Annotated in this window: 11 protein-coding genes; 3 read left to right on the forward strand and 8 right to left on the reverse strand. The window is 38.1% G+C overall.

Annotated features, from left to right (window positions below; translation table 11 throughout):
* The first annotated feature begins 324 nt into the window (after window positions 1–324).
* Window positions 325–648 (forward strand): hypothetical protein, encoded by a 324-nt coding sequence (locus tag QZT26_RS03705; RefSeq protein ID WP_157820693.1) that lies wholly within the window; start codon window positions 325–327, stop codon window positions 646–648.
* A gap of 50 nt (window positions 649–698) precedes the next feature.
* Here the strand turns inward: QZT26_RS03705 and glgC are convergent, their stop codons facing one another.
* The 7 genes from glgC to QZT26_RS03740 form a co-directional block, all read right to left on the reverse strand.
* Entirely contained in the window at window positions 699–1,931 is a 1,233-nt protein-coding gene (gene glgC, locus QZT26_RS03710; RefSeq protein WP_099326431.1) for a glucose-1-phosphate adenylyltransferase, read from the reverse strand.
* Window positions 1,915–2,298 (reverse strand): response regulator, encoded by a 384-nt coding sequence (locus QZT26_RS03715; protein WP_099326430.1) that lies wholly within the window; start codon window positions 2,296–2,298, stop codon window positions 1,915–1,917. Before QZT26_RS03715 ends, glgC begins: the two co-directional genes overlap by 17 nt.
* Window positions 2,299–2,321: 23 nt before the next feature.
* Entirely contained in the window at window positions 2,322–4,031 is a 1,710-nt protein-coding gene (locus QZT26_RS03720; RefSeq protein WP_099326429.1) for an ATP-binding protein, read from the reverse strand.
* Between the two features lie 267 nt (window positions 4,032–4,298).
* The gene (gene glgA / locus QZT26_RS03725) at window positions 4,299–5,762 is read right to left on the reverse strand and encodes a glycogen synthase GlgA (protein WP_157820692.1); all 1,464 of its coding nucleotides are present in this window, start codon (window positions 5,760–5,762) and stop codon (window positions 4,299–4,301) included.
* Window positions 5,759–6,790: a galactose-1-phosphate uridylyltransferase gene (gene galT / locus QZT26_RS03730; RefSeq protein WP_099326427.1), complete on the reverse strand. Its 1,032-nt coding sequence runs from the start codon at window positions 6,788–6,790 to the stop codon at window positions 5,759–5,761. The genes glgA and galT overlap by 4 nt, the downstream gene beginning before the upstream one ends.
* 49 nt (window positions 6,791–6,839) lie before the next feature.
* Window positions 6,840–8,201 carry a multiheme c-type cytochrome gene (locus QZT26_RS03735; RefSeq protein ID WP_099326426.1) on the reverse strand — a complete coding sequence of 454 codons (1,362 nt, stop codon included), beginning with the start codon at window positions 8,199–8,201 and terminating at the stop codon, window positions 6,840–6,842.
* Window positions 8,202–8,347: 146 nt separating this feature from the next.
* A complete protein-coding gene (locus tag QZT26_RS03740) occupies window positions 8,348–9,376 on the reverse strand; it encodes a DUF1573 domain-containing protein (protein WP_295100750.1) in 1,029 nt (342 codons plus the stop codon).
* Window positions 9,377–9,719: 343 nt separating this feature from the next.
* Between QZT26_RS03740 and QZT26_RS03745 the strand changes: the two genes are divergently transcribed.
* Together QZT26_RS03745 and QZT26_RS03750 are read left to right on the forward strand one after the other, a co-directional pair.
* Window positions 9,720–10,514: a cyclase family protein gene (locus QZT26_RS03745; RefSeq protein ID WP_164995291.1), complete on the forward strand. Its 795-nt coding sequence runs from the start codon at window positions 9,720–9,722 to the stop codon at window positions 10,512–10,514.
* 40 nt (window positions 10,515–10,554) lie between these two features.
* Window positions 10,555–11,856: a multiheme c-type cytochrome gene (locus QZT26_RS03750; protein ID WP_164995292.1), complete on the forward strand. Its 1,302-nt coding sequence runs from the start codon at window positions 10,555–10,557 to the stop codon at window positions 11,854–11,856.
* 187 nt (window positions 11,857–12,043) lie between these two features.
* Here QZT26_RS03750 and QZT26_RS03755 read toward each other — a convergent pair whose 3' ends face one another.
* Entirely contained in the window at window positions 12,044–12,205 is a 162-nt protein-coding gene (locus tag QZT26_RS03755) for a hypothetical protein (protein WP_157820691.1), read from the reverse strand.
* Between the last annotated feature and the right edge of the window lie 588 nt (window positions 12,206–12,793).

The following is a 12,793-nucleotide window of genomic DNA, read 5'->3' on the forward strand; positions in this document are numbered from 1 at the left end:
ATGAAGATTCCTGTACAATTGCAATGAGAATTAAGCAGGTAATTTCCTTGCATTTTTTGGCAAAATATTTACTGGTGAAATCCTAAATATCCTCCCCCTAATCCCCTACAAAGGAGGCAGAATGTCCCCCGCTGGCGGGGGTGCAGGGGTGGATTATGGAATTTGTTTCGTATTTCGTACTTAGAATTTCGTATTTCGTCCTTGTTTGGTTCCGTCCATGCCAGTTAGGTTGGGTTCTAAAAGATTTTTTATGTTTTGTGGGTAGGTAAGGCGGATTCGTGGTTAAATTCTTTTTGGTTGCAGCTTTTTGCTGCATTATAAAATATGAAGAGAAACTCTTTGGATGAATTAGTTGATATAGTGAAGGCTATTGGAAAGATATACGACGATGAGGGTATGCGTATTGAAGTCGATTTTGACCCGAATGACGGTATCATCCTTGTCAAATACCAGAGTGCTACTTCTGAACAAAAAACTTACGTTATAAATTCCAGGAACAAAACCGTCAGCGGGATTGATACCACAAAATTCTGGCTGCCAGACTATTCAAGAGAACAGAAGGCAAGTAAAAAACTTCTCCATTTTCTGCAAGCAAACGGTTACTCACCATCCAACATTCATTACAAAAAAAATCAAGACCGAAAATAAAATGTAACTATTCAGCGTAAACATTACAGTCGAACACCGGCATGGATGTTTCATATCAGATGCATTTCCTTGTGCGCAACAACGATGCCTTTTTCGGTTACCGTAAATTGTTTTCCATCATCCTGCAAATCATATCCCATTTTCATCCCATCCGGTATTGTTACATGTTTATCAATGATTGCATTTTTAATCTTAACGTTTTCCCCGATTCTTACACCTTCCATTATAATGGAACCTATCACTGATGATTGAGCTCCGATTGTAACGCAGGGAGATATAATGGATTTCACGATGCTGGCGTCATTGATCAGGCATCCATTTGATATCAATGCATCTTTTATCATTCCGTTTTTCTCATTTTCGAATATATATTTTGCGGGAGGATATTGCTTATTATATGTTCGGATAGGCCACCTATTATCAAAAAGATCAAAGTCGGGGTTTTTTTTAACCAGATCAATATTCGCCTCCCAATATGCATCTAAAGTGCCAATATCTCTCCAATAGTTAGACGTGTTATGCTCATTGCCATTAAAAACAAATGAAAGCACCCGGTCTTTTTGAATCATAGTTGGAATAATATTTTTCCCAAAATCTCTGTTAGTGTCATTTTTTGCATTCTCTATTATGCGCCTTACAAGCACCTCGGTATTGAACAAATATATGCCCATGGAAACAAGGGCGACATTTTGATTTGTGGGAAGTGGTTTGGGATTCGAAGGTTTTTCATCAAAATCAATGATACGGGAATCATTATCTATGGCTACTACGCCAAACCGAGTAGCATCTTCCAACGGCACCTCAATACAGGGAACCGTCAGATCCGCTTCATTTGTGATATGGTAATTTATCAGTTCAGCATAGTCCATTTTGTATATATGATCGCCTGCTAAAACCAATACCATCTCAGGGCGTTCACTTTCCAGAACATATATATTCTGATATACCGCATCGGCAGTTCCCAGATACCACATTTCGTTGGTTCTCTTTTGAGGAGGGATATTTTCAATAAATTCATCCAGCTCGGTATTGAAAATATTCCAACCTACCCGTAAATGCCTGTCTAATGAATAAGACTTATACTGTGTTAAAACGCATATTTTTCTTAATCCTGAATTAATGCAATTACTTAAGGTGAAATCTATAATGCGGTAAATCCCGCCGAAAGGGACTGCGGGCTTTGCCCTGTCTCTTGTCAACGGATACAACCTTTCCCCTTTGCCCCCTGCAAGCAGCATTACAAGGACTTTTCTATACAATGTATGATCAAACGGTTTTATCATTGTCGTTTTTCTTCCTTTTATTAAGCAATTCTTTAATCTTGTCTTTTAATTCTTTTAGATCAGATGATTTAACAATGTATGCATCAGCCGACCATGACATGAAATTGTTCTGATAGTTGCTATACGCCGTATTAATGATTATAGGAATGTTTTTATGTTCACTCAAAATCCTGCACATAGACTCAATGCCGTCCATCATGGGCATATTTATGTCCATTACCACTAAGTCCGGTTTAAAATGCCGCGCGTTCTCAATAGCCTCTATCCCATTTGTAGCCGTAACAACTTTATAACCTTCTATTGCTAGTTCCTGTTCATATAACAAAATCTGATTTTTATCATCTTCTACCAATAATATAGTATCCATTTTAAACTCCCTTCAATATATAATTATTTCTTTAGCGGCAGAAAAATGGAAAATGTAGCGCCTTGATTTAATTCGCTTTTTACTTTTATAAAGCCTTCATGATCATCTACAATTTTCTGCGATACCGCCAAACCAATACCGGTCCCTTCCCTTTTTTTAGTATAAAATGGAGTAAAAATATTTTCTATAGTGTCCGCGTCCATACCCACTCCTGTATCAGTAATATCTATTCTCACATATTCATCCTCTTTCGTTGTTCCGACAATCAGTTTTCCTCCATTTTGCATCGATTCAGCGGCATTTTTAAAGATATTTAAAAATACCTGCCGTATCTGGTCCTGATCAACCACAATATCCGGTATCATTGATTCGTATTTTTTTACTACATCTATGCCGATATTTTTAAAATATGATTCCATGAGTGATATTGTATTGTCAACTATTTCATTTACCTGCGTTTTCACCTTAGCAGGTTTAGCGACTTTGCTAAAATCCATTACGACTGCAAGAATTTTTTCTAACCTGCTTACCTCATCAATAATAATTTCTGCGCTATTCTTTATTGTTTTATTATCCGCTGTTTCCCGGGCTATTGATCTGGCAAATCCTCCGATAGTCACCAGAGGATTTCGTATTTCATGGGCAATATAACCCGCCATGTTACCGATAACCGCAAGCTTTTCAGAACGTACCAGCCGTTCCTGTGCGTCTTTCAGTTGAATAATTTTTTTCTCTAATTTCTTGTACGCATCCGCGTTTTCAATCGCCAGCGCTGCATGATTCGCAAATGTGGATAAAAGCATTACCATTTCATCTGTTATTGGTTTTTTGCTGTATATATTATCTGCGCAAATAGCCCCAATCGCTTTATCTCTTACAATCAAAGGAACACAGACAAATTCGTTTGAACCAATCATATTTACAAAATTCTTGTTGATATTGGGATTGTTAAATGCATTTTTTTCCACGATAACCTTCTTTTTTCTGATGCATGAAACAATAACCTCATTTTCGTCATCCAGCGAATATGCCATCAGCCGGGTAATCATGTGCAAGGGGGAATCATATTGATAATTATCTTCCGACGCCTTTATTAAATCCTCCAGCATTTTGTATTTATGTGCTATTTCATTCCATATCTTATTCGCTTCGGCAACATCTGACGGACCTACCGCCATCTTGCCGAAAACAATGTTGCGGTCATGGTCCACAACAAAAAGCCTTGCACGGTTAAACCCCAGCGCAGTTCCCGCCGTCACACACGTCAGAATCAAATGAAGAAGCCGGTCAATTTGAAGCGTTCCCTGCATTAATTCAGCTAATTTTCTCAATAAATCATATTGATGAATCTTCTCTTCTTTTAACGTAATATCAGTAGTAATTTTTAATAAATGTGTTATGCTTCCCTTTTCATCTTTAATTGGTACCGATACATTTTGCAGGTATTTTCTTGTATCTTTATCAGCGCTTAACTGAACCTCGCTGTACTGTTTTCTGCCGCTGGAAAGAGCCTTGAGTATTGTGCAATTATTCTTATCTTTGCATTCACAGTCAAATATCTCACGGCATGATTTTCCAACCGGATCATAATTCAATTTTAAAATAGAAGAAAGTGAGCGGTTCGCCCATGCAACATTAAGATCGTGATCAAGCAATGCCAATCCGGCAACTCCCGAATCTGAAATATTATTTATAATATCTTCCAGTTTTAATTTTATAGTATCCGGCAACATTTATCTGGCCAAAGGTTAAGTTAAGTTGGGTTTCCAAAAGACAAAACCCAACGGCGTTCATTTTTTACCCACCCCTCAATCCCCTCCCGAGAGGGGAATTTGACAAGTTCCCTGTTGGAAGGGGTTAGGGGTGGGTTTGTTCATTGCTTAAATAAAAATAAATATTGCAATTCCTAAACGTTAAGTTAGTACTGCTAAGTATACTTAACAGGGAAATTGCATTTTCTCATCCCGCCCGGCAAAATAGCAATTACAGGGGAAATAAGATTAATTTCTCAAAATTTTTTCATAAAGAGAGATATACTTTCGCGCACTTTCCTCCCATAGCCAGTTCTGTTTCATTCCGTTTCTCATAAGTTTCGTCCACTCTGAACGATTTTTATAGAAATCAAGCGCCCGTATAATTGTTGCATACAATAAATCTGCATTATATTCTTTAAATGAAAACCCGTTTGCTTTTTCTTTATAAACTTTTTCGTGACGAACGTCAAAAATCGTGTCCGCAAGACCTCCGGTATGTCTTACAATCGGTACCGTTCCATATTTTATGCTATATAATTGATTTAACCCGCACGGTTCATAGCGCGACGGCATTAAAAAAATATCTGCCCCGGCTTCAATTTCATGCGCCAGTGGCTCATTAAACGAGATATTTGCTGAAACCTTTGCAGGGACAATTTTAGCGTACTGTTTAAAAAAATCCTGATAGACAGATTCTCCGGAACCTAATAAAACGAATTGTATATCCAATCTAAGCAATTTATTAAAAATATTCATTACTAAATCCAGACCCTTTTGATCCGTCAGGCGTGTAATCATTGCAATTATGGGAACAGCCTTTTCCGGCAGTCCCAGCTTTCTTTGCAGGGCCTTTTTACAGACATGCTTGCCTGAAAGATCTTTGTACGAATAATTAGCCGCTATAAGCGCATCACTTTCAGGATTCCATAATGAATAATCTATTCCATTAAGAATGCCATAGATATCCTTTGACCTCGTTCTCAATACACCATCCAGACGTTCTCCAAATTCCTGCGTCTGTATCTCCTCTGCATATGTCTCGCTTACGGTGGTAATACTATCACTAAAGATAATGCCTGCTTTGAGAAAATTTATCATTCCATAGAACTCTAAATAAGCCGGGTGAAAAAGACCCCAGTCTAACCCCGTATATTTCATACAATCAGCCGGGAATAATCCCTGAAACGCAAGGTTGTGAATGGTCATTATCGTCCGTGTCTTTTTAAAACATTCGTTATTCCCGTATATCGTCTTTAAATAAACAGGAATAAGCCCGGTCTGCCAATCGTTGCAATGGATAATATCCGGACAAGGTTTTAAACGCAGCATTAATTCCAGGGCGCTTCGGGCAAAGAAGATAAAACGTTCGCAATTATCTTCATAATTGCGCATGGTACCAGGATAGTTATACAGGCCATTTCTCCCGAAATAGTGTTCGTTGTGTAAAAAATATATCGGAATATCTGTGCCGGGCAGACAACTTTTATATACACAGCAGGTTTTTGCATCGTCTCCGATGTTTACCGTAAAGGTGATATCTGTCTTATCTATAGTGCAATTACATTCTTTCACCATATTATAAAATGGCATTATTACAATAACGTTGATGCCCAATTTATTTAAATTCTTTGGTATTACACTCGAGATATCAGCCAGCCCTCCTGATTTTGCAAAGGGAAGGACCTCAGATGATAAATATACTACATTCACAATTTCATATCCTCATTGTTGTTTTGGATGTTAGCATTCCTGAGAAATTCAGCGGCAGTCTCAGGCGTAACCGTATTAATATAAAAACCACTGCCCCACTCAAATCCGGCGATGTTTGTCAGGCGTGGAATAATCTCTATATGCCAGTGATAGTATTCTATTTCTCCATAGGTAAAAGGCGTTGTGTGAATAATATAATTATAAGGAGGATATGTTAAACATGCCTCCAGCTTTAATATTGTTTTCTGTAATATCTTTGCTAATTCCTCAACCTCAAGTTTTTGTATGTTTTCAAAATGAGACGCATGCGTTTTTGACAAAATCCAAATCTCAAAGGGGAAACGGGAGGCATAAGGCGTAAAGGCTATAAAATTTTTTCCTTCCATTACAATTCTGGCGTCTGTTGCTAATTCCTGTCTGACCATATCACAAAATAAACAACGTCCCCTGTATTTGTAGAATACCTCCGATCCTTCCATTTCATGGATAACCGTAATAGGCACAATCGGAGTGACAATTAACTGGGAATGCGAGTGCTCCAGAGAGGCGCCTGCGGCTCTTCCCACATTTTTAAACAACAATCCGTAAATGAAACGTTTGTCCTTTTTTAAATCAATCATCCTGTCCCTGTACGTCCACAATATTTCTTCCACCTGCCAGATAGACATTTCCGTTAATGATGTAATGTGCAAGGGACTTTCAATAATCACTTCGTGAGCGCCTACGCCACTCATGGTATCGTATATTCCCACACCTTGTTTGTTCAATCCCCCCTCAATTTTTAATGCCGGGAATTTATTCGGCACAACCCTCACCCTCCACCCTTTTTTATTTGCATAGCTGCCTTTTTCCCTATATGCCATAATTTCAGGAGGAGTCTTGTCTTCATTGCCTTCACAAAACGGACAAAACACATCTGCACTTAATGGGGCATGCGGTTCTATCTTAAAATCGTTAGGCCGCATAGCCCGTTCCGTCGCAATAATAACCCAACGACCGGATACAGGGTCTTTTCTAAGGTCTGGCATAATTATCAATTCCCGTTATTCGCAAAATTATTATGAAGTTAGTCATTAGTCAACCGCCGTGTGTATTTTCAGGCATGCCCTCAGGAATCTCTTTGGGATGTTTAATTTTTTCCCAGTATTTTGGGTATTGAAATTTTGGACTATGGTCGAAATTGTGACATTCAAGGCAACGATTTTCGTTTACCTTGCCATATGAATCAGTGATATTTTTTATGTGATTGCCGCCTGCTCCGTGACAACTTTCGCACCCGACATGCGCAAGATTCCGGTTTGTATCATAATTTGCAAAACCAGAGACGTATCCAAATCCAACCGTATGACAACGTATACATTCGGGATCATACTGTTGTCCGCTATCGGACAATGTAGTGTATGCTTTTTGATGACTTGTATTACTCCAATGGGCATGAATTTTCTTGTGACATGTTCCGCAAGCCAAACTCCCAATATAGAAATTTCCATCTTCCAACGGTAATTTCGGGAGGTTGCTCAACAAATCCTCCTCCTTTAACGTTTGCTGATATTGCTTCAGCAATACCTGCATTTTTTCAGATGCAGCATATTTGTCGTCTAAGGGAACTATATCAACGGATGTATTTCGTATCGAGCCGCTTTTCACAACATAGTCAGCAACCGCTACGTATCTCCCCCTTGTTCCATGTGAGAGAAGAGGGGTATTATTTACATACATTAACGATTCTATTGGGTCTTCGATACCATGTCCGGTAATTACTAATCCAATTTCCGGGAATGTTTCGGCAATTTCAACAGATTCCTCCATGGGTGCGTGCGATATAAGCACGATAAGATCTGCTTTCCCTTTTATCTGGTTTATTACCGGCGTTAATGATTGAACAGGATCATATACCCTTATAAAATCCAATAAATGCCCTTTGATCAGCGACTCTGAAATAATGCTTAAAAATGCGATTTTTAACGGAATGTTGAATCCTGGCAATTCTTTTAACAGGTATTTTTTATACTTTAAAGGGAACGGCGAATTTATTTCAATATTGCCGCAAAGAAAGTCTATCGTATTTGTTTGCGAAGCAAAACTCAGAGCCTGCAGGCCAATTTCAAAATCTTTCTCGCCAAGATTGTGTAATATACACCCCATCTCTTTCATTGCAGCAAGCAAATATTCCATTTTAATCTCTTCCTGGCGTTCAGGACTCTTAATAAGATCGCCCGTACTTACCGCTATCGCAGAAATGCCTTGTGTTTCGTAATCCTTTAAAAGCGTATCCCTTCGCGAGATACCGCCCAATTGACCCTCAAAACAACCGCAGGGGGCAAGGGCGCCTTGCTCTTCACCGAAAAATATTAAAACGAATCTATCGGAAGAACTGCCGGTTTTTGCGATCAGAGAAATGAAAACAAGGAGAAATATGGCGTTATAATATTTTTTCATAAAAATATTGTAACATTTGTAACAGTGTTACACATTCTTTTTTCTATCCGAAACCGGAGCTTAATTGGAAACGGGAGCAGTTTTTATTTTTTTGACAACCCCTACCAAAACTTATTGAGAAACTACCGTAAGAATTATTTACCACTTCAATCATTTATTGTCGCCGAAATAGGGATACAAATCTCAGGCTGAAGAGAGCTATTCGAATAGATCAACAAACTGCCGTTTACCGTTCCGGTAAAATCTCCCTGATTCATATGCACACTGATTACCCGGCTATCATCATTCAGCGGAGAAATATTATATGTCATAAATGCAGGCTCTATTTCTATTTTTTCAATTTCTACACTTTTATCCACTAAGGTAACAATAACCGTTTTTTTAACTTCCCGGTTTTTCCTGACTGTTCCAAAGGACAGTTTATTCGGGTAATACGTAATATCACCTATCACCTCGCCGTTAAAAGGGATATCAATCTTTGGTTTCTTTTCGCTATTTGTATGAACAAAAATAAAACCGTTAAACTTTCCAAGCTCTTCAACACCTCTTAACGCAACCTCATAATTCCAAACATCTACACTTTTCTCTTTCTCCTTTAGTTTTATATAGGGAAAATTTGTTTCAACATTCAATATTTTTATCCTTGAACCGGGTAATGTTTTTATTTCGAGATTTACTGAACAAGAACTACCCATTCTGACTACGCCAAAATTAATTCGCTTAGGAGTAACCCTTACTTCTTCAATTATATTCACTTCAATGACCAATTTAACCTTTGGATTAACGGGGTCATTTGAATGCACAAATATTGATTTTGCTATTTTACCAACGTATTTGCCGGAATTGAATTTTACCTCGATTTCTCCCTCTTCATTTTTTTTGATATTTTTCTTTGAACTTAATGCCGCCGTACAACCGCATGCAGACTTCACCTTATCGATTATCAATTCACCGTCGCCATGATTTTTGAATTTAAATTTATGGATAACTTTTTCACCACTATAAATCTTCCCAAAATCATGGGTATATGCATCAAATTGTATAGCCGGAGCAATGCTTTCAGCATTTTTTAATTTGCCATCACCCTGTATCTTATCATCTGCAATTCCATCAATAGCATTTCCCACAACAAGCGCCAATAATAACACAAAACCATACATTGCCATTTTACGCATAATTAGTATCCTCTAAAACCAATACTCAAAAATAACAAATTATCTGCCGGGAATTATCTCTTTTTCATAAAAATCATGGCTACTGTTTGTTATTTAAATACATATACACCATAAAATAAATAAAAAAAGATAATTATTGAACTCAGCCTGTATGAATCGATAAGATATGCTTCACTTTTGTTTTTGATTGAATTATAGTGCAAATTTTCTCGTAACAATTTAGTTTTTTGAAAAAATATGGGCGAAACATTTGCCCGTTTAGGCACGAACGCATTTATGCCAATTTATAGCAAATGCTTCGCCCATGCTTTTATTTTCTTTACTCCCTGAAAGGAAATTTGTTATGAAAATGGTTTTAATACCCCTTTTTACCAGCATTGCATTGTCCTGCATTACATCAGACATATTCGCAGGGATTCTGGAGAAGGTGATAGACGGCAAGGCATCAATTATCGATTTAACTTATCCACTAAACGAAAAAAATGCGCACTGGCCTGTAGGGGCATATGAACCATTCAGATATGAAGTAATCGCTTCATTAAGAAAAGACAAGGTCTTTTCGGGAAAATACAGCACACCGGAACATTTAGGCACACATATTGATGCGCCAAATCATTTTGAGCCGAATCAATCTTCCGTAGACCAAATACCTTTCGAACAATTAGTCGGCCCCGCTATTGTGATTAACATACAGGAAAAGGTAAAAAGAAACCAGGATTATACCCTGTCTGCCGAAGATATACTGCACTGGGAAAAAGAGCACGGCACAATTCCTCAGGGGGCCATTGTTTTGCTTTATACCGGATGGTGCAAGCGATGGGATAATAATGAACAATACAAAAATATGGACAACTGCAACAGGATGCATTTCCCCGGTTATTCTAAAGAAGCGGCGCTTTTTTTAATACAGCAAAGAGAGATAAAGGGCATTGGCATTGATACCTTAAGCGGAGATTGCGGTATGTGTTCGGACTTTCAGGTGCATCATATAATAAATGGCGCAGGCAAGTACATACTTGAAAATGTAGCAAACCTCGACAAATTGCCGCCAAAAGGCACCATACTTATCCTCGCACCGATTAAAATAGAGGGAGGTTCGGGAGGACAATGCCGGATGTGGGCATTGCTGTCTGAATAATCTTCATATTTTTACGAAATGATTTGTAAGGAGAATAAAAATGTCTGCTCCAATCCCTGTTAAAACTTTTATATATCTGCAAACATCACTCATTGTTATTTCCTGTTTGCTCTTCTTTCCGGGCTGCGCCACACAGCATGAACATACAAATGTTCCAACCCTTGAAGTGGTTAAACAAAAAGAAGAAAAAAACTTTGCCGTAGAAGAGTCGTTACACTGCATCTCATGTCATAAAAAATCCAACGTTGCTCATCATCTGAATGTCGAATGGCAAACTAACAAACACGCCGTAATGAATGTCGGCTGCAAGGATTGTCACGCTGTTTCTCCTGAATTTGACGAAACAGAAAAAGAGTCATTTCAAAAAAAAGAAACCAGTTGTTCTGACAAAGGCGTTCAACGTATGGTATCTCCACAGATTTGTGGACGCTGTCACATGAAACAATACAATGAGTTCATGCAAAGCAGCCACTCATCCAGTTGGGATTCAGTGGTTGATTTTCAAAAAAATGTTCCATTCTCATCGGACGATCTTTTAACTTCCTGCGAATCATGTCATACCATACAATTTAAATGCAATTCATGCCATACCCAGCATGTAACCGGACAGTCTCACATAAAATCTCCCGCTGTTTGTGGCGTCTGCCACACCGGTTCTGATCATTCGCAGTATGAAATCTACATGGATTCTAAACACGGTATGGTGAGTTCCGCTATTCGATCTGCAAAAGAGGGCTATTCCGAATCCGCTTACTTATCATCACCCGTTTGTGTCACGTGCCATATGCCTGACGGCACACATGATACACGCTTCGGACTATCCGGCGAAATGGGCGGCAAATCACCCTATTCAGAGAAAGAAGAAGAGAAAGGCTTCAATAAAGAAGATTCATGGAAAGAGAAAAATGATATGTTGGTACTATGCAATAAATGCCACTCCCCCGCTTTTTCAAAAGATGCGCTGGTGAGCGCAAAAAATGCGCTGAAGTTATTGAATCCGATCGTAAAGGAGGCAGAAGAATTGATGCTGGATCTTTACAGGGAGAAACTACTCTTACCGGAATTGACAATACCGCTAAATAGCAGTTATCCTGAGCATGCATATTTTACAGGAGAATACCCCTTGCACAGCACTGTTTCAAAGGCGGAAGGTATTTTTATACGTCTGACAAAACGCCATGCGGCTATTGCCGGAAAAGCGCTTCATCATATGAATGTAAATTATGCGTATTCTCATTGTTGGCCGGAAATGTTAAATGATTTACGAGCGTTAAAAAATGAGGCAAATAATCTACGGCAGGAAGCGGAAATTAATCGAAAAATGAAGATCAAGCTCAGGTAGTGAGTGTATCCGCAATAATGCAAAACCTGCGTTTCAAAATACGTTGTATCGTATTTTCTCACAAAACAAGTCATTGTAATGTCCAATTATTATACCTTGCGATATAACCCTATGTAGGGATGAGGCATTTGCTATAAATTGTCACAAATGCGTTCATACCCAAACTTATACATGCTTAGCCCCTACGTTAATGCTTGTTTATTTGATCCATCTCTGAGAGAAGGTCGCCATATCTAAATTCCCTGTCTCCTTCCATAAGAACATGTAAGGCATCCAGGGTATCATAAAGTTCTTCTCTGTCATTATCGTTATAATATTCTGAAAAAATCTTTTTATGCTTTCCCATCATAATTCCTCCAAACAATTGTAAAAAAATAATTAATACGGCCTTTCTTTTGAGCAATCAGCATGCCATGAATTATGTACTATGATAAAATTACGAAATCCGAAGCAGATTCTAATGACAAAATAATTTGAAATTATAATTAACATTTAATTTGTATAGAGGCGCACGGCTGTGCGCCTCTACACAAAATTCTTCTCTAAAGTGTTTGAATTAGAATAGTTATAAATTTATCATTAAATGCATTTTTTAAAGGTGGGGTGACGTTTACAACAAATAAAAAATTCTAAATTCAAATAATGTGAGATTTTGTACCAAATAAACTGAGACGCAGCATTTCTGCTTATGCAACGGATGTTCACCCCTGCCAAAACGCATAAGTGCTTAATACATAGTTTGTTAAGGCTGTATTTTTAATAAATATGTAGTCACTAATATATTGTTATTATCCGACAATATACTTGACGGATAATGGTTGTTATCTGTACAATGGTGGACATGCATATTGTAGAGAACAAGTCAAAATCCGGTAAAAAAATCTATCGATCTACCCTTCTGCGGGAATCGTACCGTGAGGATGGGAAGGTCAAGAAA

Origin of the sequence: uncultured Candidatus Kuenenia sp. (assembly GCF_900696675.1) — a bacterium.
Classification (GTDB): Bacteria; Planctomycetota; Brocadiia; order Brocadiales; family Brocadiaceae; genus Kuenenia; species Kuenenia stuttgartiensis_A.

What these genes read in the sequence shown, in the direction of transcription:
- QZT26_RS03705 (WP_157820693.1), top strand. Translation starts at nt 325, where the DNA reads ATGAAGAGAAACTCTTTGGATGAATTAGTTGATATAGTGAAGGCTATT.
- glgC (WP_099326431.1), bottom strand. Translation starts at nt 1,931, where the DNA reads ATGATAAAACCGTTTGATCATACATTGTATAGAAAAGTCCTTGTAATG.
- QZT26_RS03715 (WP_099326430.1), bottom strand. Translation starts at nt 2,298, where the DNA reads ATGGATACTATATTATTGGTAGAAGATGATAAAAATCAGATTTTGTTA.
- QZT26_RS03720 (WP_099326429.1), bottom strand. Translation starts at nt 4,031, where the DNA reads ATGTTGCCGGATACTATAAAATTAAAACTGGAAGATATTATAAATAAT.
- galT (WP_099326427.1), bottom strand. Translation starts at nt 6,790, where the DNA reads ATGCCAGACCTTAGAAAAGACCCTGTATCCGGTCGTTGGGTTATTATT.
- QZT26_RS03735 (WP_099326426.1), bottom strand. Translation starts at nt 8,201, where the DNA reads ATGAAAAAATATTATAACGCCATATTTCTCCTTGTTTTCATTTCTCTG.
- QZT26_RS03740 (WP_295100750.1), bottom strand. Translation starts at nt 9,376, where the DNA reads ATGCGTAAAATGGCAATGTATGGTTTTGTGTTATTATTGGCGCTTGTT.
- QZT26_RS03745 (WP_164995291.1), top strand. Translation starts at nt 9,720, where the DNA reads ATGAAAATGGTTTTAATACCCCTTTTTACCAGCATTGCATTGTCCTGC.
- QZT26_RS03750 (WP_164995292.1), top strand. Translation starts at nt 10,555, where the DNA reads ATGTCTGCTCCAATCCCTGTTAAAACTTTTATATATCTGCAAACATCA.
- QZT26_RS03755 (WP_157820691.1), bottom strand. Translation starts at nt 12,205, where the DNA reads ATGATGGGAAAGCATAAAAAGATTTTTTCAGAATATTATAACGATAAT.